This is a genomic window from Bradyrhizobium icense (assembly GCF_001693385.1).
Lineage (GTDB): Bacteria > Pseudomonadota > Alphaproteobacteria > Rhizobiales > Xanthobacteraceae > Bradyrhizobium > Bradyrhizobium icense.
In genome coordinates this window covers 611,342-633,984 of sequence record NZ_CP016428.1, presented here as the reverse complement: position 1 = coordinate 633,984, position 22,643 = coordinate 611,342, and the positions used below count along the sequence as shown (strand labels likewise).

The 22,643-nt window shown below is 63.1% G+C and carries 22 protein-coding genes; 14 read left to right on the top strand and 8 right to left on the bottom strand.

Going from position 1 to position 22,643, the window contains the following annotated elements:
* Positions 1-12 precede the first annotated feature (12 nt).
* A complete protein-coding gene (locus tag LMTR13_RS03070; protein ID WP_065732383.1) occupies positions 13-1,476 on the top strand; it encodes a GH1 family beta-glucosidase in 1,464 nt (487 codons plus the stop codon).
* 5 nt (positions 1,477-1,481) lie between these two features.
* On the opposite strand, the gene LMTR13_RS40215 is transcribed toward LMTR13_RS03070, so the two are convergent.
* Positions 1,482-1,715, bottom strand: coding sequence for a hypothetical protein (locus tag LMTR13_RS40215; RefSeq protein ID WP_156795401.1), 234 nt, complete (start codon positions 1,713-1,715; stop codon positions 1,482-1,484).
* 102 nt (positions 1,716-1,817) lie between these two features.
* On the opposite strand from LMTR13_RS40215, the gene LMTR13_RS03065 reads away from it, so the two are divergent.
* The 6 genes from LMTR13_RS03065 (at position 1,818) to LMTR13_RS03040 (ending at position 11,821) form a co-directional block, all read left to right on the top strand.
* On the top strand, positions 1,818-2,138 hold the full coding sequence (locus LMTR13_RS03065) for a helix-turn-helix domain-containing protein (protein WP_065726617.1): 321 nt from the start codon (positions 1,818-1,820) through the stop codon (positions 2,136-2,138).
* A 222-nt stretch (positions 2,139-2,360) separates the two neighbouring features.
* Entirely contained in the window at positions 2,361-3,089 is a 729-nt protein-coding gene (locus LMTR13_RS03060) for an outer membrane protein (RefSeq protein WP_065732382.1), read from the top strand.
* Between the two features lie 326 nt (positions 3,090-3,415).
* Complete coding sequence (locus LMTR13_RS03055; RefSeq protein ID WP_065726616.1) at positions 3,416-5,539, top strand: methyl-accepting chemotaxis protein; 2,124 nt, start codon at positions 3,416-3,418, stop codon at positions 5,537-5,539.
* Between the two features lie 155 nt (positions 5,540-5,694).
* Positions 5,695-6,756 (top strand): MBL fold metallo-hydrolase, encoded by a 1,062-nt coding sequence (locus LMTR13_RS03050; RefSeq protein ID WP_065726615.1) that lies wholly within the window; start codon positions 5,695-5,697, stop codon positions 6,754-6,756.
* Positions 6,757-6,949: 193 nt separating this feature from the next.
* Complete coding sequence (gene hemA / locus LMTR13_RS03045) at positions 6,950-8,179, top strand: 5-aminolevulinate synthase (RefSeq protein ID WP_065726614.1); 1,230 nt, start codon at positions 6,950-6,952, stop codon at positions 8,177-8,179.
* A 129-nt stretch (positions 8,180-8,308) separates the two neighbouring features.
* Positions 8,309-11,821 carry a hybrid sensor histidine kinase/response regulator gene (locus tag LMTR13_RS03040; protein ID WP_065726613.1) on the top strand — a complete coding sequence of 1,171 codons (3,513 nt, stop codon included), beginning with the start codon at positions 8,309-8,311 and terminating at the stop codon, positions 11,819-11,821.
* Between the two features lie 64 nt (positions 11,822-11,885).
* Here LMTR13_RS03040 and LMTR13_RS03035 read toward each other — a convergent pair whose 3' ends face one another.
* Together LMTR13_RS03035 and LMTR13_RS03030 are read right to left on the bottom strand one after the other, a co-directional pair.
* Positions 11,886-12,422: an REP-associated tyrosine transposase gene (locus tag LMTR13_RS03035; RefSeq protein ID WP_065726612.1), complete on the bottom strand. Its 537-nt coding sequence runs from the start codon at positions 12,420-12,422 to the stop codon at positions 11,886-11,888.
* Between the two features lie 58 nt (positions 12,423-12,480).
* On the bottom strand, positions 12,481-13,152 hold the full coding sequence (locus tag LMTR13_RS03030; protein ID WP_065732381.1) for a response regulator: 672 nt from the start codon (positions 13,150-13,152) through the stop codon (positions 12,481-12,483).
* Between LMTR13_RS03030 and LMTR13_RS41495 the strand changes: the two genes are divergently transcribed.
* Positions 13,111-13,323: a hypothetical protein gene (locus LMTR13_RS41495; protein WP_197521201.1), complete on the top strand. Its 213-nt coding sequence runs from the start codon at positions 13,111-13,113 to the stop codon at positions 13,321-13,323. The two genes, LMTR13_RS03030 and LMTR13_RS41495, sit on opposite strands and share 42 nt — an antisense overlap.
* A gap of 79 nt (positions 13,324-13,402) precedes the next feature.
* Here the strand turns inward: LMTR13_RS41495 and LMTR13_RS03025 are convergent, their stop codons facing one another.
* Together LMTR13_RS03025 and LMTR13_RS03020 are read right to left on the bottom strand one after the other, a co-directional pair.
* Positions 13,403-15,535 (bottom strand): DUF294 nucleotidyltransferase-like domain-containing protein, encoded by a 2,133-nt coding sequence (locus LMTR13_RS03025; RefSeq protein WP_065726611.1) that lies wholly within the window; start codon positions 15,533-15,535, stop codon positions 13,403-13,405.
* A gap of 69 nt (positions 15,536-15,604) precedes the next feature.
* Positions 15,605-16,213, bottom strand: coding sequence for a hypothetical protein (locus tag LMTR13_RS03020; protein ID WP_065726610.1), 609 nt, complete (start codon positions 16,211-16,213; stop codon positions 15,605-15,607).
* Positions 16,214-16,487: 274 nt separating this feature from the next.
* On the opposite strand from LMTR13_RS03020, the gene LMTR13_RS03015 reads away from it, so the two are divergent.
* The 5 genes from LMTR13_RS03015 to LMTR13_RS02995 all read left to right on the top strand — a co-directional run bounded on the left by LMTR13_RS03015 (position 16,488) and on the right by LMTR13_RS02995 (position 20,017).
* Entirely contained in the window at positions 16,488-16,766 is a 279-nt protein-coding gene (locus LMTR13_RS03015; RefSeq protein ID WP_065726609.1) for a DUF4212 domain-containing protein, read from the top strand.
* Between the two features lie 13 nt (positions 16,767-16,779).
* On the top strand, positions 16,780-18,756 hold the full coding sequence (locus LMTR13_RS03010; RefSeq protein WP_065726608.1) for a sodium:solute symporter family protein: 1,977 nt from the start codon (positions 16,780-16,782) through the stop codon (positions 18,754-18,756).
* Between the two features lie 171 nt (positions 18,757-18,927).
* Positions 18,928-19,248, top strand: coding sequence for a hypothetical protein (locus LMTR13_RS03005; RefSeq protein WP_197520986.1), 321 nt, complete (start codon positions 18,928-18,930; stop codon positions 19,246-19,248).
* Positions 19,245-19,568, top strand: a complete 324-nt coding sequence (locus LMTR13_RS03000) for a hypothetical protein (protein ID WP_065726606.1) — start codon at positions 19,245-19,247, stop codon at positions 19,566-19,568. The genes LMTR13_RS03005 and LMTR13_RS03000 overlap by 4 nt, the downstream gene beginning before the upstream one ends.
* 80 nt (positions 19,569-19,648) lie before the next feature.
* Positions 19,649-20,017 carry a hypothetical protein gene (locus LMTR13_RS02995; protein ID WP_065726605.1) on the top strand — a complete coding sequence of 123 codons (369 nt, stop codon included), beginning with the start codon at positions 19,649-19,651 and terminating at the stop codon, positions 20,015-20,017.
* A 76-nt stretch (positions 20,018-20,093) separates the two neighbouring features.
* Here LMTR13_RS02995 and LMTR13_RS02990 read toward each other — a convergent pair whose 3' ends face one another.
* The 3 genes from LMTR13_RS02990 to LMTR13_RS02980 all read right to left on the bottom strand — a co-directional run bounded on the left by LMTR13_RS02990 (position 20,094) and on the right by LMTR13_RS02980 (position 21,938).
* A complete protein-coding gene (locus LMTR13_RS02990) occupies positions 20,094-20,567 on the bottom strand; it encodes a secondary thiamine-phosphate synthase enzyme YjbQ (protein WP_065726604.1) in 474 nt (157 codons plus the stop codon).
* 141 nt (positions 20,568-20,708) lie between these two features.
* Positions 20,709-21,248, bottom strand: coding sequence for a hypothetical protein (locus LMTR13_RS02985; protein ID WP_065726603.1), 540 nt, complete (start codon positions 21,246-21,248; stop codon positions 20,709-20,711).
* 66 nt (positions 21,249-21,314) lie between these two features.
* Positions 21,315-21,938 carry a 2-hydroxychromene-2-carboxylate isomerase gene (locus LMTR13_RS02980; RefSeq protein WP_065726602.1) on the bottom strand — a complete coding sequence of 208 codons (624 nt, stop codon included), beginning with the start codon at positions 21,936-21,938 and terminating at the stop codon, positions 21,315-21,317.
* A gap of 275 nt (positions 21,939-22,213) precedes the next feature.
* Between LMTR13_RS02980 and LMTR13_RS02975 the strand changes: the two genes are divergently transcribed.
* Entirely contained in the window at positions 22,214-22,585 is a 372-nt protein-coding gene (locus LMTR13_RS02975; RefSeq protein ID WP_065732380.1) for an AtpZ/AtpI family protein, read from the top strand.
* The last annotated feature ends 58 nt before the right edge of the window (positions 22,586-22,643 follow it).

Below are 22,643 nucleotides of genomic sequence, written 5' to 3'. Positions count from 1 at the left end.
CCGGAGACAATGATGTTCGGAAAATTCTCGCGCCGGCATTTTGCCAAGCTTGCAGGCTTGTCCGCGCTCGGCATGGCGGCGCGTCCTGCCGATGCCGCCGCGCAACCGGCGGCCGAGCGTCCCTCACCGGCGAGCTTTCCGAAAGATTTTGTGTGGGGCACCGCGACGTCGGCCTATCAGATCGAGGGCGCCGTAAACGAAGACGGCCGCGGTCGCTCGATCTGGGACACCTTCTCGCACACGCCCGGCAAGATCGAGGACGGCACCAGCGGCGACCGCGCCAACGAACACTATCACCGCTACAAGGAGGACATCGGCCTTATCAGGGAATTGGGCGCGAGAGCCTACCGGTTTTCGATCGCCTGGCCGCGGGTGTTTCCGGAAGGAACGGGCAAGCCGAACCCGAAGGGCCTCGACTTCTACGACCGGCTCGTCGACGAACTGCTCAAGAACGGCATCGAACCATACGGGACGCTCTATCACTGGGACCTGCCGCAGGCGCTCGAGGACAAGGTCGGCGGCTGGCGATCCAGCGAAACGTCAAAGGCCTTCGGCGACTATGCCGGCCATGTGGCGGCGCGGATCACGGATCGTGTCCGGTCGATCTTCACGATCAACGAAGCCGGAAGGTTCGTGAATTTCGGCTATGGCTGGGGCATCGACGCCCCCGGGCTCAAACTGCCGGACGCAGACGTCAACCAGGTCCGCCACCATGTGGCGTTGGCGCACGGCCTCGCCGTGCAGGCGATCCGCGCGCGCGGACGTGCGGGCACCAGAGTGGGGCCGGCCGAAAACATCGCAGCCTGCGTGCCGGCGTTCGACACACCGGAAAACGTTCGTGCCGCCGAAGTAGCGACGCGCGAATTGAACTCGGGCTTTCTCGGCGTCATCCTGGAAGGCAAATACACTGACGGCTTTCTGCAGTTCGCCGGCAAGAACGCACCGAAGTTCACCGATGAGGAATTGAAGATCATTTCGCAGCCGAACGATTTCGTCGGCCTCAACATCTACGCGCCGCAGTTCTACATCGCCGCTTCCGACAAGCCGCCGGGCTGGAGCGTGCTGCCGTTTCCCGCTTCCTTCCCGCACATGAACTCGGAATGGCTGCGCGTGGGGCCGGAGACGATCTACTGGGCGCCGCGGTTGGCGGCAAAAGTCTGGAACATCGAGACGATCTATATCAGCGAGAACGGCACCTCGTCGGAAGACAAGCTTCGCGCCGACGGCCAGGTCTACGACCTCGATCGCATCATGTATCTGCGCAATTACTTGCGGCAATTGCAGCGCGCGACGTCGGAGGGCGTACCTATCCGCGGCTATTTCCTCTGGAGCCTGATGGATAATTTCGAATGGATCTACGGCTACGAGAAGCGCTTCGGGCTCTACCACGTCGATTTCGAGACGCAGCGCCGGACGCCGAAGCTGAGCGTCGCCTTCTATCGCGACGTGGTGGCGCGGAACGCGATCGGCGTCTGAAGCCTTCAATACCGCGCGGCTTGGCGCAGCGAGGCCGGGGTCTCGGTGACGGAGCGCGGCTTGTCGTCGATTGCCACAGTCGTGGCGGGTTCGTGCGCCAGTTTTCGCGATGATTCGTGACTGACGAAGACGCCTGCAGCCGTGAGCATCAACACGACATAAAGGGCGAACATGCCGCCGACCCATTTCCAATAAATCTGGCGGGCCTGGGGGGTTAGGCTTTCAAGCAATCGGCGCATTGGTTACCTCCTCATCAGGAAACCTAATGGGCTGCGTATAGCCCCCGCGTCCGATACGGTGTGTGACGCACTTCACAGATGTCGATTTGTAATGGGGAACCCGTGACCGGAGCCGAACTGAAGAAACTTCGCGAGCATCTCGGTGAGGCCATCGGCCAGCCGCTGTCGGTGGCCGACATGGCCAAGCTCTGCGGGTTGCCGGCCGCAGACGGCGCCGACACCATCCGTAAATGGGAGGTCACCGGTCCGACCGGGCCGGTGGCGGAGCTGTTGCGCATCCTGGCAATGGCCAGCGATCACTACCCGATCCTCGAAATGTTCAACGTGTTCGACCGCCACGACGTGCCGGTGAAACATCGCCCGGCGCGCCGGCAAGCCTTCCGCGAGCAGATGCGCAGCGACGTGCGCCGCCGCATTGGTTAAGCAAGGCTTACCGGGAGCTTCGGGGCTACCGAATATTAGGCCTTTCTTTACCTTTGATTAGGCCTTCGTTAAGTACAAAAAACGTTTGCCTGCCAATGGGTTGGGTTACCACCCGCTGTCACCCCGGAGTGACAGCATTTTAGATAAAAGCTGTCTATGTGCGTGGCGATGGATGGCGCCCCGCACGAGGGTGTCGCCGAACGGTTTTCGGAGACCAGCACCATGAAAAAGATCCTCGCCGCCCTCGTGGCCTTCGCCGCTCTCACCGCCGCCGCGCCCGCCCTTGGCGCCGATCTCGGCGCGCGCCCCTACTACAAACAGCCGCCCGTCTATGCGCCGGCCATCGTCTATAACTGGACCGGATTCTATATCGGCGGCCATCTCGGCGGCGCCTTCACCGGCAGCCACGATTTCAACGGCGCGGTGCTGAGCGACTCCAGCGCCCGACTGCTCGGCGGCGTTCAGGCCGGCCTCGATTGGCAATTCGCGACGAACTGGGTGCTCGGTACCGAGGGCCAGTATTCCTGGCTCGGCAAGAATAACCTCACCGCGACCTTCCCCGGAGGCTACGTCTACACCAACGATCAGCGCGGCCTCGGCTCGGTCACCGCCCGCATCGGCTACACCTGGGGTCCGGGCCTGCTCTACGTCAAAGGCGGTTACGCTTATTCCGACAACAGCGAGCGGCTGACGCTCGCCGGCGCGCCGATTCCCTTCCTGCTCGATGGCAGCCACACCCACGGCTACACCGTCGGCGCCGGTGTCGAGTACATGTTCGCCCCGAACTGGGCCGTCAAAGGCGAGTACATGTATTACGACTTCGGCAGCACCCGCTTCATCAGCCCTGCCGCGCTGGTGCCGTTCGGCAGCTTCCACAATGACGACCACACGCTGAAGCTCGGCGTCAACTATCGCTTCAACTTCGCAAGCCCGGTGGTGGCACGCTACTAGAGCCTTTCGATTCTGATTGAATCAGAACCGGGCTCTAGATTCTCGTTTTGACGCGTTTTCTTGACGCAAACCGTTGTCCACCACTTCGCTGGAAAACGCTACTAAACGCCTTCAACTGAGAATTGCAGAAGGCCGGCTCTCAAGCCGGTCTTCTTTGTTTTTGTTCACGCTTGCGTTTTCCGGATCGCGGAAAAATCCAATCCGGCAAGCGCCTGCCGCTAAAATTATGGCTAAAACAGTTCGGTTTTTCCAAACTTGTTAACCGGGTATCGCGATACTGCCGCGCGAGGAAACATCTCTAGGTAGCGTAGACGGGGCAGCGGCAGATGGCGTTATTCAAATCACGGCTCAAGGGTTTTCGCTTCGGCGTCAGGGGCAGTCTGTTTGCCGCTTTCGCCGTCATCGCCGGCATGGCGATCGTCATCTCTGCCGGTGCCGGCCTGATGCTCGGGCGGCTTGGCGCGACCATGGTCGACTTGAGCGGACGGGATATTCCCCGCCTCGCCGCCAGCCTGCAACTCTCGGCGCAGAGCGCGAGTCTCGCCAGCCAGGGGCCGGCGCTGCTGGCTGCGCGCAGCGAAGAGGCGCTGAACGATCGTACCATGAAAATGAAGGAGACCCAGACGGTCGCGCTGCAGAAGCTCGGCGTGATCGTCGAACTCGGCGCCGACAAGGCGGTGGTTGCCGCGCTCACCGAGAACATGAAGAACATCGATGACGTGATCAAGAGCCTCGGCGCGGCCGCGCGCGAGCGGCTCGAACTGGCCGCCCAGCACGAAAAATTATACGAAGCGGTGCGCAAGGCTCAACGGCGCTTCATTTCAGCCGCCGGCCCCGCCGCGATCGACGCCCAGACCGAACTCTACAGCATCTACGCCGCCCCTAACTTCTCGCAGGCCGACGCCATCAAGGCCCACAGGACGGCCGACCAGCTCGCCGACATCGCCGCCAGTGGCAATCTCATGGCCTTCGACATGATCGCCGCGTTGTCGGCCACCAGCGGCGATACGCTGGAGGCCATCGGGAAGGAATTCCGCACCGCGCAGGCGCGCGTGAAGTCGAATGTCGAGAAGCTGCCCAAGACCACGGCGATGAATGTCGTCCGCAAAGCGACCCTGGACTTGCTGGCACTTGCCGACGGCAAGACCGGCGTCTTCAAGGTCCGCCAGCAGGAGCTTGACGCCGACGATTTCGGCCAGACCATTCTGGAGGAAACCCGCAAGCTCAACGTCGGCCTCGGCATCAGCGTGCAGCAATTGGTCGACGGCGTGCAGAAGGAAACCGACGCTGCGGCCTGGCAGGCGCGTCAGGAGATTTCGTTCGGGACCATGGTCATGCTCGCCCTCGGCGTGGCGACGCTGGTCGGTTCGATCCTGTTCGTCTGGCTCTATGTCGGCCGCAACATCCTGCTGCGGATCGGCAATCTGCAGCGCTCGATGCAGTTGCTGTCCAGCGGCGATCTCGAAACGGAGGTCTATCAGAGCCACCAGCAGGACGAGATCGGCGCCATGGCGGACTCGCTGCACGTGTTCCGCGAGAGCATGATCCAGAGCCGCGCACTCTCCGCCGAGCAGGACAAGGACCGCATCGCCAAGACCGAGCGCGCCTCGCGCATGGAAGCCCGCATCGTCGAGTTCGAAAGCACCGTTCGCACCGCGCTCGACAGCCTGCAGACCGCAGCGGGCTCGATGCAATCGACCGCGCAAAGCATGTCGGCGACCGCCGATCAGTCCAGCGCACTGGTGACCGCGGTTGCGACCGCCGCCGAGCAGACTTCGGCCAACGTACAGACGGTGTCGTCGGGCACCGAGGAATTGTCCTCCTCGATCGAGGAGATCGGCCGTCAGGTCATCACCTCGGCGGAGATCGCCCGCAAGGCGGTCGACGATGCCGGCGCAACCGACGCCACCATGCAGGGGCTTGCAGATAACGCGGCGCGGATCAGCGTGGTGGTCGACCTGATCCAGACCATCGCCTCGCAGACCAACCTGTTGGCGCTGAACGCCACCATCGAAGCGGCACGCGCCGGCGATGCCGGGCGCGGCTTCGCCGTGGTCGCCTCCGAAGTGAAGAGCCTCGCCAACCAGACCGCGAAGGCCACCGACGAGATCCGCCAGCAGATCGTCAGCATGCAGACGGTGACGGAGACCGCGGTCTCCGCGATCCGCAACATCAGCACCACGATCAGCGAGATCAACGAGGTGACCACCGCGATTGCGGCCGCGGTCGAGGAACAGGGTGCGGCGACGCGCGAGATTGCGCGCAACATCCAGCATGCCGCCGGCGGCACCAGCGAGGTTTCCAGCAATATCGTCGGCGTCTCCAGCGCCTCGGCGCAGGCCGGAACCGCCGCCGGCCAGGTGCTGACCGCCTCCGACGCGCTGCGCCGCGAGGCCGACGTGCTGCGCGAGGAGATCGACGCGTTCCTGTCGAATATCAGGGCAGCGTAGTCGTCAAGCCACATGGACCGTCATTCCGGGGCGCATCGAAGATGCGAACCCGAAATCTCGAGATTCCGGGCTCGTCCTTCGGACGCCCCGGAATGACAGCATTGCCCCGCTTTTTTCGGCTAGCGCGGCGCCGCCTCTACCGCTAAGCCGGTAGCATGCATTCGAAAACCGACACGGTGCAGTCCTCGGCCGAGGCACTGCGGTACCCCTTCGAAAGCCACCCGGGCCACGATCAGGTCGTCGAGGTGGTGCCCGGCGTGCTCTGGGTCCGGCTCAAGCTGCCGTTCCGACTCAATCACGTGAATATCTACCTGCTGGCCGATGGCGATGGCTGGGCGATGGTCGATTCCGGCTTCGGCAATGAGGAATCCATCGCGGCCTGGACCACCCTGTTCGAGGGCCCGCTGCGGCATGTGAAGATCACGCGGCTGATCGTTACCCATTCGCATCCCGACCACGTCGGCCTCGCCGGGTGGATCGTCGAGCGCTTCGACTGCCCGCTGCAGATGTCGCAGGTCGAGTACCTGCAATCGGTCTATCACCAGAATCGCGGCACCGAGGAGCGGCGCAACGCGCAGCGGCTGTTCTTCCGCCGCCACGGCATGGACGAGAGCCTGACCGACAGATTGCTCGGCCGCGGCCAGGACTATTTGAAACGGGTCTCGGTGCTGCCGCCGTCCTATCGCCGCATCTCGCATGGCGACGAGGTTGTAATCGGCACCCGGCGCTTCAAGGTGATCACCGGCGGCGGCCACGCGCTCGACCAGGTGATGCTGTACTGCGCCGCCGACAAGCTGTTCCTGTCGGCCGACCAGGTGCTGAGCAAGATTTCGCCCAATGTCAGCGTCTGGGCGGTCGAGCCCGACCAGAACTCCCTCGGCGAATATCTGGCTTCGCTGGCGAGCCTCACCACGACGCTACCTTACGACGTCATGGTGCTGCCCGGCCACGGCGTGCCGTTTTACGGGCTGAAGACCCGCATCAAGCAGCTCGCCGACCATCATGAGGACCGCTGCCGGCTGATCGCGGAAGCCTGCCGGGAAGTGCCGCAGACCTCGAAGGAACTGGTGCCGGTCGTGTTCCACAAGCACGTGCTGGACGAGCACCAGATGGGCTTTGCCGCCGGCGAACTGGTCGCGCACGTCAATTACATGCTGGTGGAGGGACGGCTGACCTCCGAGGTGAGCGACGGCGTGCTGCGGTTTAGGACCACCTGAGGCCGCAACGGCCGTTTGCCAAGATGCCGGGATTTCAAATCGCGGCTAGCGCCTTGATCCCGATCAACATTTGCGCTGCCTAAGTAGCATCCCGGAGGCGCGCCGAAATGTGGGAATCCGCGTAGACATCAAAGCTGGAAAGGCTCTAAAAAGGCCCGACGCCGATACGGCCGGTTCCTTTCCAGGTCTTGTGATGGATTACAGCAAATTCTTCCACGCCGCCCTCAACCGCTTGCATGACGAGCGGCGCTACCGCGTTTTCGCCGACCTCGAGCGGATCGCGGGCCGGTTCCCGCATGCGGTCTGGCACTCGCCGAAGGGCAAGCGCGATGTCGTGATCTGGTGCTCCAACGACTATCTCGGCATGGGCCAGCACCCGAAAGTGGTCGGCGCCATGGTCGAAACCGCGACCCGCGTCGGAACCGGCGCCGGCGGCACCCGCAACATCGCTGGCACCCATCATCCGCTGGTGCAGCTCGAACAGGAGCTGGCCGACCTGCATGGCAAGCAGGCCTCGCTGTTGTTCACCTCGGGCTACGTCTCGAACCAGACCGGCATCTCGACGATCGCCAAACTCATTCCGAACTGCCTCATTCTGTCCGACGCGCTGAACCACAATTCGATGATCGAAGGCGTCCGCCAGGCCGGCTGCGAGCGGCAGATCTTCCGCCATAACGATCTCGCACATCTCGAGGAACTGCTGATCGCAGCGGGTCCGGAGCGGCCCAAGCTGATCGCCTGCGAGAGCCTCTATTCGATGGATGGCGACGTCGCCCCGCTCGCCAAGATCTGCGATCTGGCCGAAAGATACGGTGCCATGACCTATGTCGACGAGGTCCATGCGGTCGGCATGTACGGCCCGCGCGGCGGCGGCATCGCCGAGCGCGACGGCGTGATGCATCGCATCGACGTGCTGGAAGGCACGCTCGCCAAGGCCTTTGGCTGCCTCGGCGGCTACATCGCAGGCAATGCGGAGATCATCGATGCCGTCCGCTCCTATGCGCCGGGCTTCATCTTCACCACCGCGTTGCCGCCGGCAATCTGCTCGGCCGCAACGGCTGCGATCCGGCATTTGAAGACCTCGAACTGGGAGCGCGAGCGCCACCAGGACCGCGCCGCCCGCGTCAAGGCGATCCTCAACGCCGCCGGCCTGCCGGTGATGTCGAGCGACACCCACATCGTGCCGCTGTTCGTCGGCGATCCCGAGAAGTGCAAGCAGGCCTCCGACATCCTCCTGGAAGAGCACGGCATCTACATCCAGCCGATCAACTATCCCACCGTCGCCAAGGGCACCGAGCGGCTGCGGATCACGCCCTCGCCCTATCACGATGACGGCCTGATCGACCGGCTCGCCGAAGCGCTGCTGCAGGTCTGGGAACGCCTCGGGCTGCCCGTAAGACAGAAACCGCTGGCGGCCGAGTAACCCTACCCTTCCTTATCCTTGCGAATTGGGCCGGTGGCGCGGTGCGCTGCCGGCCCAATGCGTTTATACTGAGGTTCCGGCCCGATCGCGTTTCCGAGCGAGCCAGGACGGATAGGGAGAGAAGCAGCGATGCTGCACGACTGGGGCGTAATCGCCACCGCGTTCGCGTATATCGGACTGCTGTTCGTCGTCGCTAGCTACGGCGACCGCCTGTCGCCGAGCCAGCGCGGCCGCGCCAGCATGCTGATCTATCCGCTGTCGCTGGCGATCTATTGCACCTCCTGGACCTTCTTCGGTTCGGTCGGCTTCGCCACCCGCACCAGCGTCGACTTCCTCGCCATCTATGTCGGGCCGATCCTGATGATCGGGCTTTGCACGCCGCTGTTGCGGCGCGTGATCCAGCTCGCCAAGTCGCAGAACATCACCTCGATCGCCGACTTCATCGCGGCGCGCTACGGCAAGAGCCAGGCGGTCGCCGCGACCGTGGCTGTCATCGCGATCGTCGGCTCTGTGCCCTACATCGCGCTGCAGCTCAAGGCGGTGGCCTCCTCGCTGGAGACGATCCTGAGCGAGGACAAGGTGTTCTTCTCCTCGATCCCGATCATCGGCGACATCGCACTGGTCGTCACCTTGGCGATGGCGGCATTCGCGGTGCTGTTCGGCACCCGCCAGACCGACGCCACCGAGCACCAGCATGGCCTGATGCTGGCGATCGCCACCGAGTCCATCGTCAAGCTGGTCGCCTTTATCGCCGCCGGCGCCTTCGTCACCTTCTGGATGTTCACGCCGGTCGAACTGATCGAACGCGCCATGAAGACCCCGGAGGCGGTGCGCGCGATCAACTACGTGCCGTCGATCGGCAATTTCCTGACCATGACGCTGTTGTCGTTTTGCGCGATCATGCTGCTGCCGCGGCAGTTCCACGTCAGCGTGGTCGAGAATTCCAGCCTCGAGGAGGTCAATCGTGCCCGCTGGCTGTTTCCGCTCTATCTGGTCGCCATCAACCTGTTCGTGATTCCGATCGCGCTCGCCGGTCTCGTCACCTTCCCGTTCGGCGCCGTCGACAGCGATATGTATGTGCTGGCGCTGCCGATCGAGGCAAATTCGGCGCTGCTCAGCATCGCTGTGTTCGTCGGCGGCCTGTCGGCCGCGACCGCGATGGTGATCGTGGAATGCGTCGCGCTCTCCATCATGGTCTCCAACGACATCGTGCTGCCGATGGTGCTGCAGGGAAGTCCCGGGGCGCGCGACGGCAGCAAGGATTTCGGCGACTTCCTGCTCAAGATAAGGCGCTTCGCGATCTTCGCCATCATGGTGATGGCGTATTTCTACTACCGCGCACTCGGCAACACCCAGTTGGCAGCGATCGGGCTGCTGTCGTTCGCGGCGCTGGCGCAACTGGCGCCGGCCTTTTTCGGCGGCCTGTTGTGGCGCCAGGGAACCGCACGCGGAGCGATGGGCGGCATGCTGGTCGGCGTCGCCGTGTGGCTCTACACACTATTCCTGCCGAGCTTCCTGGAAGGCAATCCCACCGGTCTTCTACTGTTGCAGCAAGGCCCGTTCGGCATCACAGCACTACGTCCGCAAGCGCTGCTCGGCACCGACCTGCCGCCGCTGATGCATGGCGTGTTCTGGTCGCTCGCGCTCAACATCCTGACCTATGTGCTGATGTCGCTCGCGCGCCAGCCGTCCTCGATCGAACGGCTGCAGGCGGACCTGTTCGTGCCGAACACGCTGGCGCCGATCGCCCCGAACTTCCGGCGCTGGCGCACGACAGTCACCGTGCAGGACATCCAGAGCACGGTGGCGCAATATCTCGGCCCGGAGCGCGCAGCCCAGGCCTTCGAGACCTTTGCTGCCGGTCATTCCGGCAACCTCGATCCGGCGGCACCTGCCGATTTCGAGTTGCTGCAATATGCCGAGCGCCTGATCGCCTCCTCGATCGGCGCGGCGTCCTCGCGTCTCGTGATGTCGCTCCTGTTGCGCAAGCGCACCGTCTCCGCGAAAGCCGCGTTGAAGCTGCTCGACGATTCCCACGCCGCACTGCATTTCAACCGCGAGATCCTGCAGACCGCGCTCAACCATGTGCGCCAGGGCATCGCGGTGTTCGACGCCGATCTGCAACTGATCTGCTCGAACGCTCAATTCGGCGAAGTCCTCGCGCTGCCGCCGCACCTCGTGCAGCTCGGCATCCCCTTGCAGGAAATCCTCGAATTCATGGGCGCGGTCAGCGCGTCCGGCGCCGACGATCCCGATACGCTGCTGCAGCGGCGGCTGGAGGCCTACACCACCGAAGGCGAGCCCTATCTGGAACGACTGCCCGACCGCCACATGGTGATCGAGGTCCGTTCCAACCGGATGCCGGGCGGCGGCCTCGTCATCACCTTCTCCGACGTCACCCCGAGTTTCGAGGCCGCCGAGGCGCTGGAGCGCGCCAACGCGACGCTGGAAAAGCGCGTGCGCGACCGCACCGAGGAACTGACGCGGCTGAACTCCGAGCTGGCGCAGGCCAAGAGCACCGCCGAGGACGCCAACATCTCGAAGACCCGGTTCCTCGCAGCCGCCAGCCACGACATCCTGCAGCCGCTCAATGCGGCGCGGCTGTATGTGACGAGCCTGGTCGAGCGTCAGAACGGCGGTGAGGATTCCCGCCTGGTCGAGAACATCGACGACTCGCTGGAGGCGATCGAGGAGATCCTCGGCGCGCTGCTGGACATCTCGCGGCTCGATGCGGGGGCAATGACGACCTCGATCTCGAGCTTCAAGATGGCCGACTTGATGCGTTCGCTGGAGATCGAGTTTGCGCCGATCGCCCGCGCCAAGGGGCTGGAGCTGACCTTCGTGCCCTGCTCGCTGCCGGTGCAATCGGACCGCTCGCTGCTGCGCCGGCTGCTGCAGAACTTCATTTCCAACGCGATCAAGTACACCCCGCGCGGGCGCGTGCTGGTCGGCTGCCGCCGCCACGGGCAATCCCTGCAGATCGCCGTCTACGATACCGGCGTCGGCATTCCCGTGATGAAGCGCGGCGAGATTTTCAAGGAATTCCACCGCCTCGAGCAGGGCGCGCGGATCGCCCGCGGCCTCGGTCTCGGCCTATCGATCGTCGAGCGGCTGGCGCGCGTGCTCAACCACGGCATCGCGATCGACGCCAACGCCAGCGGCGGTTCGGTGTTCTCGGTGACCGTGCCGGTCGCCAAGGCGGTCAACTACACCCACGCCGTCACCAGCGCCACGCCGCTTTCCAAGATGCCTATGAGTGGCGCCTTGATCGTCTGTATCGAGAACGATCCGGCGATCCTCGACGGCATGAAGACGCTGCTGACAGCCTGGAACGCCGAGGTGATCGCGGTGGCGGATCCGGAAGCTGCGATCGCTGCTATCGAATCGTCCGGCCACAGCGTGACCGGCCTTCTTGTCGACTATCATCTCGACCGCGGCAACGGCGTCGCCGCGATCCGCGAGATCCGCCGCCGCTTCGGCGAAAACATTCCCGCCATCCTGATCACGGCCGATCGCAGCCCGAACGTACGCGCCGCCGCGCGCGAGGAAAACATCGCCATCCTCAACAAGCCGGTCAAGCCGGCCTCGCTCCGCGCCCTGCTCGGCCAGTGGCGCGCGCAACAAATGGTGGCGGCGGAGTAGAAGAGATAGGGCGTAGACCGTAGGATGGGTGGAGCGAAGCGATACCCATCATTTCGGCGCACATTCAACGCCGCTCACCAAACTCCCCATCGAGCTTGGAAACATCACCTGCCCAATCCTCAGGGTAGACACCGTCTCTAACCAAACGGCGGAATGACGAATAGGGCCAATCTCTGACCTGTGTCACCAGCCCATGTTTGACCGGGTTGATGTGAACATAGTCGATGTGGCGCGCAAAGTCGGTTTCGTCGCGGATCGTGTGCTCCCAATACCGCCGCTGCCAGATGCCGCGTTCTCCTCTCTTAGCCCGACTACTCGAAATCGGCTCGCCAACAACAAGCTTTCGAGAAAACGAAGTCTTGATAAGCCGCCATCGCGTGGAGAAATCTGCATCTCCTTCCGGTAGCGTCCAGACCGTGTGGAGATGATCGGGCAAGACGACGATCGCATCGATCGCGAATGGATGATGCCGTTGTGTCTCGCGGAAGGCTGTCCGCAATGCGTCGATGTTCTCGGTCAACAGCCGCAGCCGGCGATCCGCCAGATTGACCGTGAAAAAGAAGCTGCCTCCAGCAATAAAGTTACGGCGGTAACCGGTCATGGGCGTGTTCGCGGATGGCGAGGTGATGGGTATCGCTGCGCTCCACCCATCCTACGGTCTAAGTCGTCGGCGTGCCCTGGCGCCACTGGCCGCCGGAGATCTTTGCCGCCGCAATCACCGCCTGCGTGCGGCTTTCGACGCCGAGCTTCTGCAGGATCGCCGAGACGTGGGCCTTGATGGTCGCTTCCGACACGCCGAGCTCGTAGGCGATCTGCTTGTTGAGCAGCCCCTCCGACAGCATCATCAGCACCCGCACCTGCTGCGGGGTGAGCGTCACCAGGCGGTCGCGCAGCCTCGTCATGTCGGGGTCGCTGGCCGAGGAGAGATCGGTGTCCGGCGGCACCCAGACGTCGCCCTCCATCACTTTCATGATGGCGTCGCGCAGCGTCTCGACGCCGAAGCGTTTGGGAATGAAGCCGGAGGCACCGAAATCGAGCGACCGCCGGATCGTGGCCGCATCGTCGCTAGCCGACACGACCACCACCGGGATCGCCGGGTATTGCGCGCGCAGATAGATCAGCCCCGAGAAGCCCGAAATCCCCGGCATCGTGAGATCGAGCAGGATCAGGTCGACGTCGGAATCGCGCTCGAGCAGCGCGGTGAGTTCGTCGAACGTGCCGGCCTCGCTGACGGCGGCCGAAGCCACGACACTGGCCACCGCCTGGCGCAGAGCGTCGCGGAAGAGCGGATGGTCATCGGCGATGACGAGATGGGTATTGGCAGCAGCAATCATCTGTTCCAGGCGCCGACAAGAGGTCGGGAAAGCATGCAAGTCGTTGCTGATCGTCAGCAATTTGATTGTCCACCGTCAGCAGGCGACTTGCAAGGCAACCTTTCCCGCGTTGCGCAAAAGCAGTTAATCGGCACCAATTTCCGTCGATGGTGCAGCGCAAAAGAATGAATAACTGGGATTTGGGCCGCGCCGGCCGAGCCCACAGGGAACTCAGAGAAAAATGCTTCGCTTTCGAAAGGACGCCGCGTCAATCCCTGAACAGGAGGTCGCGGCCGAGCTCATCGATGGTGGAAACCGCAGCAAGTGCCGTACGCAGCCGATCGAGGTCACGGCTCGACAATCGCTTTACGGCAACCGCGTTGGAAGGCGGGATGCCGGAGGCGATGTCCTCAACCTGCTGCGACAGGATGAGATCGAGAAAGGTGCCCTGGGCTTCGCCAAGCGCATCGAGATCGCTCTCGCTGGCCTGAACCCTCGCCTTCACGCCGGCGAGTCGCGCCGACGTCGACCGTTCCATAACGTGATAGCGGATTGCCACCGCGCGCACCCATGCAACGAGCCCAAACAGTCCGGCCGCCTTGAGGTCGATACGGCCGGCGACCGTGCGGATCCCGCCGAAAAATTTCAGGCTTGCCGGAACGCTGACGTTCTCGACCAGCAGTTTGATAAACGCGACCTGGCCTTCGGCCGCCGCGAAGGCCGCCTGACGCACCGAGACAGCAAGGCTGCCGTCGCCGTGAACCGCCCGCAGGTCGAAGAAGATATCGACCGACAATAGATCGGCTGGCTTGGAACGCATGATCCATTGGTCGATCCGCTCCCGCCATGTTGCTACCGAGCCCCGCCAGAGCGCGTTCTTCGCCATCACGCCGCCCTTGCAATACGGCACCCCGGCCTCGTGCAGGATATCGGCGACATGCGTCCCGAATTCCGCAAACCAGCGATCCTCCTCGCCATCAGGATCGCCCTGCGTAAAGATCAAGGCGTTGTCCTGATCCATCGCCAGCAGGCTTTCGCCGCGTCCGGCCGATCCGAGAACCAGCAAGGCATAGGGGCACGGCGGCTCGCCGCGGCCACTCACCCGCATGATCCGCTCGGCGATCACGGCGGCCTGCAGGGAGAGAGCTCCCAATTCCCGGGAAATGATCTCGGCGATATCGCGGCCGGACAATCCTTCCGCCAAAAGCATTTGCGCGACCCGCGGCAACTGCGCCCACGCCGCCGATAGCGCATGCGCATCGCCTGCATCATCTATCGCCTCGCCGAGCGAGATGGCGTCGCCTGCGCGCAGGCGCAGCAGATCACGCGTTGACAGTGCACCGGCCACGTGGCCGGCCTCATCGACGACACCGAGATGGCGGGTCTTGAGACGGTTCATCCGGGCGATCGCGCGATAGACAAACGCATCCGCCGGGACCGCCGCCAGTGGCGTGCTCATGATCTCGGCAACGGGCCGCTGCAGCGCCGGGGCACCGAACCGGGCGACGGCGCGCAGCACGTCGCGCTCCGTGACAATGCCCGCATCGACAGCCCTGACGTCCATGCCCGGCTGCAGCCCGTGCACGTAGACAGCCGATATCTTCTCGTCCGTCATTCGCGCCAGCGCTTCACCGACCGTGGCGGCCGACGGGACGAAGATCGCCGGCGCCCGCATGATGTCGCCGACGCGGTGGCGAAACACATAGCTGTCGAAGCGCTTCAGCGTTCGCTCGGCATCGATACGGGCCGTGCCGTCGACCGCCTCGATCCACCCGCTCCGCACCTGATCGTCGAGCACGGCGGTGAACGCGCGGCAGGCGCGTTCGGCTTCGGCAACGGTGCGGATGCCGTGTTCGCGCAGCTTCGGCACCAGCGCCGGGAATATCCGCGCGGTCGTGAGCGCATCGCCCAGCGCAGAATGCCGGTCAACCATGTCGATGCCCAGCCAGGCCGCGAGCTTCTCCAGCTCGTAGCCGGCCAGGTCCGGCGCGGCGATCTCCGCAAGTAGCCTGGTATCGAGCGTCCGGGGGCGCGACCATGGCAACCCGGCCAGTTCGCATTCGCGCTTCAGCATCGCGAGATCGAATCCGATCATGTGCCCGACGACAACGGCCCGACCGAGAAACGCGTCGAATCGCGGCCAGACCTCCGCGAAGCGGGGCGAGCCGGCAACCATGGCATCGTCGATACCGTGGATACGCGTCGTCTCGACAGGGATCGATTCGCCGACCGGCCGGAGCAGCTGACGAAACGAACCGTCAGCATCCGGCTTTCCGGCGGTGAGCCGTACACCGGCAAGCTCGATCACCCGCGCCTTGCGTGGATCGAGCCCGGTGGTTTCGACATCGATGACAACGGCGTCGAGCGACAAAAGCGGGGCACCGCCAGCCGTCCTGTCCATCGCCCTCCTCCCTCACCGACGCACCGCCGGTGCCGCCCGACGAGCTTGGCATTAGCGCGCGCTGAGCGCCTATTCAAGCAGCGCGCGGGTCACGGCAGGCGCGTCGATGCGGTCGACCAATTCGTCATGGATGTTGCACAGGCAGACGCGCAGGTAATTGCGCGTGGTGGCGAAATCCCGCCCGCGCAGCTTTTCGTGGATCGGCATCATGGCAAAGTAGCTCTCGGCCAGCGGTTCGGGAATGTCCATCACCCGCTTGGGAGCATGACCCCCGACGAGATCGAGCCGATGCGCCATTTCGCGCCGCGCCTCCTGCCAGGCGGCCTCGCCGATCGAGGGCGGCACCGGATAGCGGTCGAAGACCGAAAGGACGACCGCGATGATCTGGTCGAGCACCGCCCGGCGCTCTTCGCCGGCGTGCGGGCGCAACACGACATCTACCGTCTCGCCGACCATCGCCAGCCCGAGCGGAAAGGCCTGCCAGCGTGCGTGTTCGACCGATTTGGCAAATCCCTCCTCGGCAAACAGCACCTTGGCGTAATGGCCTGCGCGGGCGCGGGAATATTCGTAGATGCCCTTCTGCACTATGAACGCCGACTGCGCATCGACGAAGTCCGCAAGCGCCTTGCGGTCGCGAATCGGCGGACGGGGACGAAACAGTTTTTCGAACAGCTTCATTGCATTCCAGTCCCGCAGCCAGCTTGAGCTCAGCTTGTACGCAAATCCGGTACCTGCAAAGTCCAATGATTCCAATGCAGCATTGTTATTAGCAGGCTCTACCCCCCGAAAGTATTATTAAGGCTGGCCATTCGGGATGTTAGAAGTTCCCATTCCCAAACCGCCAAAAGATCGGTTGGGACAGCGGCAAGGGGGGACGCCGTACTACGGGATTGCAATCCCCTCGATCATTCAATCCCGGTGTGACCGGTGCCTTGAGGAGGATACGCAACCGATGGCTGATTCTGCAAACCTGAAACAGAGAGAAGAGGCGCACTGGGCGAAGACATCGCGTCTGATGTTCACGCATCTCGGCGTCTGGTTCTTCTTCGGCTTCGTCATCCACATGTTCGTGAAGCCGCTCAACAACATCATCATTCCTGTTCTGGGCTTCCCGCTCGGCTTCTACATGGCCGCACAGGGCTCGCTGATCATCTTTGTGGTCATGCTGTTCGTGTTCGCGAAGCAGCAGGACAAGATTGACCGCGAATTCGGCTTTGCCGAGGAAGATTGAGGGGGAAGCGGATATGGCTACAAGAACTTCAGGCGGCACCGACTTCCTCAGCAATCTCGGAAAGATCTACGGCTTCTACACGGGAGGCTTTCTCGCCTTCGTGATTCTGCTTGCAGTGCTCGAGCAGGTTGGAGTTCCCAACAAGATCCTCGGCTATCTCTTCGTGTTCTTTACACTCGCGGTTTACGCCATCATCGGCATTCTATCGCGCACAGCGCAAGTGTCCGAGTACTACGTCGCCGGCCGCAGCGTGCCCGCATTCTATAACGGCATGGCGACCGGCGCCGACTGGATGTCCGCGGCTTCATTCGTTGGTATGGCCGGCACATTGTTCCTGCTCGGCTATGATGGCCTGGCGTGGGTGCTGGGATGGACCGGCGGCTTCGTGCTGGTGTCGATCCTGATCGGACCGTACCTGCGCAAGTTCGGCGCCTATACGGTGCCTGACTTCCTGGCGTTCCGCTATGGCGGCAACTTCGCCCGCGGTCTCGGCGTGATCGTGCTGGTTGCCTGCTCCTTCACCTACGTGACGGCGCAGATCTACGGCACCGGCCTGATTGCCTCGCGCTTCCTCGGCATGCAGTTCGAACTTGCGGTGTTCGCCGGGCTCGTCGGCATCCTGGTGTGCTCGATGCTGGGAGGCATGCGGGCGGTGACCTGGACCCAGGTGGCCCAGTACATCGTGCTGATCATCGCCTACCTGACGCCGATCGTGATCCTGTCCACCAAGAACTACGGCTTTCCGATTCCGGAACTGACCTACGGACAGGCGATCGCCGACATCACGGCGCGCGAGCAGGAGATGCTGGCGACCGGTCTGACGACGGCCGCCACGCTGAAGCCGCACATTCAGCCCTTCTTCAACTACACCCCACTCAACTTCTTCGCGATCATCATGTGCATGATGGTCGGCACGGCTTCCTTGCCGCACATCCTGATGCGCTACTTCACCACCCCGTCGGTGCGTGAAGCGCGCCAGTCGGTCGCCTGGTCGCTGCTGTTCATCTTCCTGCTGTACTTCTCGGCGCCGGCCTACGCGGCGTTCTCGAAGCTGGAGGTCTACACCAACATCATCGGACGGGATCTGTCGGCGATTCGCCCGTGGTTGTTCAGCTGGGGCGAACTCGGGCTGATCCAGATCTGCGGCAAGAACGCAGCTAGCATCGACGCGGTTATCGCTGCGTGCAAGGCCATTGCGGATCATCCCGGCGTGGTCAGGCTGCAGGACTTCGTCATCAATACCGACGTGATCGTGCTTTCCACGCCGGAAATCGCGGGACTTCCCTATGTGATCTCGGGCCTGGTGGCCGCGGGCGGTCTCGCCGCCGCACTGTCGACCGCTGACGGGCTGCTGCTCGCCATCGCCAACGCACTGTCGCACGACGTCTACTACAAGATGGTCGACCCGAACGCGCCGACCGCGCGCCGGCTGATCGTCGCCCGCGTCCTGCTGCTGATCGTCGCGGTGGTTGCAGCAGCAACAGCCGCGACCAAGCCCGGGGATATCCTGGCCATGGTCGGCTGGGCATTCTCTCTGGCGATGGCCGGCAACTTCCCGGCACTCGTGATGGGGGTCTGGTGGAAGCGTGCGACGGCGACGGGAGCGATCTGCGGCATCATTGCCGGCTTCGGACTGTGCCTGTTCTATCTCGTCACGACCCGGTACTTCCCGGGCGCGGGCGTGAAGTACTTCGGCATGACGTCGCTATTGAACGCGGCAACGGGAGCGCCGCTGGTCGACATCGCCAAGGCCATGGCGTTGCCCAACGCCATGGAAAGCTTCCCGACGCTCGCGCACCCGCTGGCCAACAAGGTCGGCTGGTTCAACCTGACCAACATCGCCTGCGGCTTGTTGGGCGCTCCGCTCGGCTTCGCTGTGATCTACATCGTCAGCAAGCTCGGCAGGGAGCCTTCGGCGGAAATGCAAGCCTATGTCGACGACATCCGGAAGCCGCGAGGCAGGACGGTGCTCGAGGAAAAGACGACCTAGCAGACCTGCTACACGTTTCGGCAAACGGGGCCTCACGAGGCCCCGTTTTGTTTTGGTAGAGGAGCGTGAGTAACCCGGCTTGCAGGCGGAGCCGTCGCTTGCCATTGTTGACCGCCGTCGCGATCACATGTCCGTTCGTCGATGGCGCAAGCAGACCAGGAGAGTCCGACTTTGGGTACTTCAAGTTCGCTGGCCGCCTACTGGTACTTCCACCTGCCGAATTTCGTCCTGGCAGCGCTGATGTACACCATGCTGGGCCGTGTCCTGCTCGGCCTGATGGTCGATGCGGATTCGCCGAATTACATCTGGCGGTTTTTCTGCAGGGTCACCGATCCCGTAGTTGCCGTCGTCGCGCTGGTCACGCCGAAGATCACTGCCCCGGTCTTGCTATGGCTGTTCGGCTTCGTCTGGTTGTTCTGGCTGCGCGTCGGGTTTCACTACACATTGCTGCTGTTCAATCTTGCCCCGCGGGTCGGCGGAGCGGCGTCATGAACCGAAATTTCTATTTCATCGGCATCGCATTCTTCGGAATGATCAACGGCATTTTCAACCAGCTTTGGTTGATCTTCGCGCTGCTGTACGTCAAGCCGCTGGCCGGCCCGCTGCTGTTCGGAAGCGTGTCGCTGACCTTGATGTTCGCATCGCTGATGGTTTCGACCGCCACCGTCATCGTCGGCGGAATTCCAGCGGCCATCTATGAGCGGGCTACCGGCGCTTCGGAATCGAACAACGTGTCGCTATGGATCTGGCTTGCCGGAACCGCGCTCCTGGCACTGCCCGCCGTTGGAAATTTTCTCCAGATCGGCCTTTAGCGGGCCGCTTCCGAGGGTTGAGAGCGGAAGGCCTTGCCGCTACGCTGAGATTATCGCGGAACGACGGAGTAATACGGGGCATGGAAGAGATGCGCCGTCTTGCCTATCAAACGGTGCTGCGCGCATGCGGCTTCGCGTCGCTTGCGATCTTCTGCGTCATGATCGCCATGTCCTTCATCCCGCGGTCGGCTTTTCAGGCCGGTGGTCTCTTGACCATGGCGATGACGCTTGTCCTCGTCTTGAAAGCCCGTGAAGCCCGGACAAAGGATCACCGCCGGACCGAGATGTGGCTCTACGTGCCCAAGGAAAGTCGCCCGCCCCCGGCGATCGCGCAGAAGCTGGTTTCAACGATGATGCGCGAGACGTACCTGTTGTGCGCGCGATGGACCGCCCTCATCTCCATTTTGATGTGGACCGCAGCGCTACTGTTTTCAATTGTTGGACTTTAGCTTTCAGGCTACGCCGCCACCGGCGCGGGACCCCGCCGATCGTCGCCTGCGCTCTCTGCGGTGGCTGTTTCCGTTCTCAATCCACGCTGCCGGCGAACTGCAGCACGATCTCGCGCCGGTGCGGCCGGGCGCGGTGCTCGACCAGATAGATCGCCTGCCAGGTGCCCAGCGCGAGCGCGCCCTGCAGGACCGGCACGTGCAGCGAGGTCGCGGTCAGCATGGTCTTGATGTGTGCCGGCATGTCATCCGGCCCCTCGGTGTCATGACGCCATCCGGCATTTTCGGGCGCGAGCCGGTTCAATGCGGTGGTCAGATCGACCAGCACGGTTGGATCGGCATTCTCCTGGATGGTCAGCGACGCCGAGGTGTGACGGATGAACAGCGTCACCGCCCCTTCGCGTGCATGCGCATCACGGACGAATTTCGCGACTTCGGCGGTGAGGTCGGTAAAGCCGACGCCTCGCGTTTCCACGGTCAGCAGCGAGGATACGATGGTGGTGGCGCTGACGGTGGACGGGGCAGTGTGGGATAGGGATTTGGGTGCTGTCATAGACTCGATCTTTCAACCCGTCGTCCCTGCGAACGCATGGACCCATAACCACAGGTGTTCATTGCTACGAGCGATATCGACTTCGACCGTCCTAAATCGAAAGGCCGCGGCGTGCGCAGGGACGACGGCCGAGACCACCCGTTAAATCTTGCCGCTGACGTCCCTCTGCACCCGGTTGGCCATCTCGATCAATCGCCGCCAGGCGCGCTCCAGGAACGACATCATGCGATCCATGTCGCGGTCGCTCGGCAGCGGGATTTCGATCTTGCGTTCGCCCTCGGCAACCTTCGGCTCGCTCTTCTTCAGCGAGTCCGATTTCGGCAGCGGCTCCTCGATCTTGCCGCCCACGGTGGGCTCTCGCGAGGCGAGGTCCGCCTTGAGCCGCTCATTTTCGGCCTGCAGCCGGACGATGTCGGCTTGCTGACGGCCGATTTCCGCGTCCATCGCCGCGCGCTCGTCAGGTACGGCATAGCAGGCCCAACCCGCACCCGAATTGTTGCAGGTCGAGACTGCGCCGGTACGAGTGTCGAGGCGGAGCACGCCATCGCCTGCCGGCGACAGCGCGTAGCGGCCGTTCTCGGTCTCCGGCATCGGGCCCGCAAGCGCCTGACCGGCGCCGGCGAGACAAACGGCCAGCACAACGACGCCGGGGAATTTCGAGGACGATTTCGCTCTGCGCATGGGCTTGCTCCCGCCTCAGGACAGTACCGGTTTCCTCGACCGGCGGGGCGCTTTCAAGGCGCGCTCCTACACCCTTGAGGTATAGGGCGCGCGGCCGGACTTCAACGCATCTTCCAGCAGTTCGATACGGTCCTGGCCCCAGAACACTTCACCATCCAGCACGTAAACCGGCGAGCCGAACACGTCGGCCGCCAGCGCATCCTGCCGGTTCTGCTCATAGGCTGCCGTGATTTCTTCCGAGAGCGAGCGCTCCACCAATTGCTTGCCCGGCAGCCCCGATTCGTCGGCGAGTTTTGCAATCGTTGCGGGATCGGCAAGGTTGAGTTGTTCCTCCCAGACGCCGGCAAAGGCTCGTCGCAGATATCGGTCGGGGTCGAGGCCGGCCTCCAACGCCGCGATCACGACGCCATCGGCCAGACGCGCGTTGAATGGCCAGTTCGCCGGCTGCAGGTGGAATTTCAGTCCACGCTTGTCGCGCCAGCGCTGCAGTTCGACCATCCGGTAACGCTGCCGCACCGGATGGCGCCTCATCAAGGGCAAGCCTCCGGTCTCCGAGAACAGATCGACCAGCACCACCGGCTTGTGATTTACCTTGAGATCGTAAGTACTTACGAGATCTCGAAAGGACCTATGGCCGATATAGGCCCACGGCGATTGCAACGAGAAATAGTAATCGACCTGACGCGGCATGCGCCCTCCGGGGACATGGATTTTCGCTTCGCTCGGGACATCCCAACAGACCGCCCAAATCCGCGCAAGATCGATCCATGTGGCAATACTGCTGCACTGCGATCACGGGTCCACAGGGCCGCTGACGACATTCGAATAAATCCAGAAAAATCAAAGCACTAACTGGTTACGGCCTAATCTTGACTTGATTAGACGCGGTAAGTATGGTCCGCGCGGCTTTCAAGGGTGACGGGCGTAATTTCCATCAACCGTTGGCATCGTTTAGAGTCTTGGGCATGGCCGAAGACAAGAACGACAACGCAAGTGGAAATCGCGATCAGCCGTCCTCCGACGAAGCTGCGCTTTCCGCAAGGCTCGGAAGTCTCGATCAACGGTTGTCCGAAATTCGCGACAGCCGGAAACTCAGGACTGATCAACCCGGAACTGAAAGCGGAGACAGGGCTGCCAGAGCATCTGCCATGGCGCTGGGTTTCCGGCTTTCCTCGGAGTTGGTTGCGGGCGTTGTCGTCGGGGCGGCGTTGGGGTGGGGGTTCGACCGTTTGTTGTCGACATCGCCGTTCGGTTTCATCGTGTTTCTGCTGCTCGGCTTCGTCGCCGGTGTGGTCAACGTGGTGAGATCTGCAGGCGTAGCTTCCCGCAGACGCTGAGTATCGACGGGAAGTCACGACATTTGAAATTCGATTGCCGGCCAGGCCGGTGGATAAA

What these genes read in the sequence shown, in the direction of transcription:
- LMTR13_RS03055 (WP_065726616.1), top strand. Translation starts at nt 3,416, where the DNA reads ATGGCGTTATTCAAATCACGGCTCAAGGGTTTTCGCTTCGGCGTCAGG.
- LMTR13_RS02995 (WP_065726605.1), top strand. Translation starts at nt 19,649, where the DNA reads ATGGAAGAGATGCGCCGTCTTGCCTATCAAACGGTGCTGCGCGCATGC.
- LMTR13_RS03025 (WP_065726611.1), bottom strand. Translation starts at nt 15,535, where the DNA reads ATGGACAGGACGGCTGGCGGTGCCCCGCTTTTGTCGCTCGACGCCGTT.
- LMTR13_RS02990 (WP_065726604.1), bottom strand. Translation starts at nt 20,567, where the DNA reads ATGACAGCACCCAAATCCCTATCCCACACTGCCCCGTCCACCGTCAGC.
- LMTR13_RS03060 (WP_065732382.1), top strand. Translation starts at nt 2,361, where the DNA reads ATGAAAAAGATCCTCGCCGCCCTCGTGGCCTTCGCCGCTCTCACCGCC.
- LMTR13_RS03050 (WP_065726615.1), top strand. Translation starts at nt 5,695, where the DNA reads ATGCATTCGAAAACCGACACGGTGCAGTCCTCGGCCGAGGCACTGCGG.
- LMTR13_RS03015 (WP_065726609.1), top strand. Translation starts at nt 16,488, where the DNA reads ATGGCTGATTCTGCAAACCTGAAACAGAGAGAAGAGGCGCACTGGGCG.
- LMTR13_RS03000 (WP_065726606.1), top strand. Translation starts at nt 19,245, where the DNA reads ATGAACCGAAATTTCTATTTCATCGGCATCGCATTCTTCGGAATGATC.
- LMTR13_RS02980 (WP_065726602.1), bottom strand. Translation starts at nt 21,938, where the DNA reads ATGCCGCGTCAGGTCGATTACTATTTCTCGTTGCAATCGCCGTGGGCC.
- LMTR13_RS03010 (WP_065726608.1), top strand. Translation starts at nt 16,780, where the DNA reads ATGGCTACAAGAACTTCAGGCGGCACCGACTTCCTCAGCAATCTCGGA.
- hemA (WP_065726614.1), top strand. Translation starts at nt 6,950, where the DNA reads ATGGATTACAGCAAATTCTTCCACGCCGCCCTCAACCGCTTGCATGAC.
- LMTR13_RS40215 (WP_156795401.1), bottom strand. Translation starts at nt 1,715, where the DNA reads ATGCGCCGATTGCTTGAAAGCCTAACCCCCCAGGCCCGCCAGATTTAT.
- LMTR13_RS03035 (WP_065726612.1), bottom strand. Translation starts at nt 12,422, where the DNA reads ATGACCGGTTACCGCCGTAACTTTATTGCTGGAGGCAGCTTCTTTTTC.
- LMTR13_RS03070 (WP_065732383.1), top strand. Translation starts at nt 13, where the DNA reads ATGTTCGGAAAATTCTCGCGCCGGCATTTTGCCAAGCTTGCAGGCTTG.
- LMTR13_RS03020 (WP_065726610.1), bottom strand. Translation starts at nt 16,213, where the DNA reads ATGAAGCTGTTCGAAAAACTGTTTCGTCCCCGTCCGCCGATTCGCGAC.
- LMTR13_RS02985 (WP_065726603.1), bottom strand. Translation starts at nt 21,248, where the DNA reads ATGCGCAGAGCGAAATCGTCCTCGAAATTCCCCGGCGTCGTTGTGCTG.
- LMTR13_RS03040 (WP_065726613.1), top strand. Translation starts at nt 8,309, where the DNA reads ATGCTGCACGACTGGGGCGTAATCGCCACCGCGTTCGCGTATATCGGA.
- LMTR13_RS02975 (WP_065732380.1), top strand. Translation starts at nt 22,214, where the DNA reads ATGGCCGAAGACAAGAACGACAACGCAAGTGGAAATCGCGATCAGCCG.
- LMTR13_RS41495 (WP_197521201.1), top strand. Translation starts at nt 13,111, where the DNA reads ATGGTCATCGGCGATGACGAGATGGGTATTGGCAGCAGCAATCATCTG.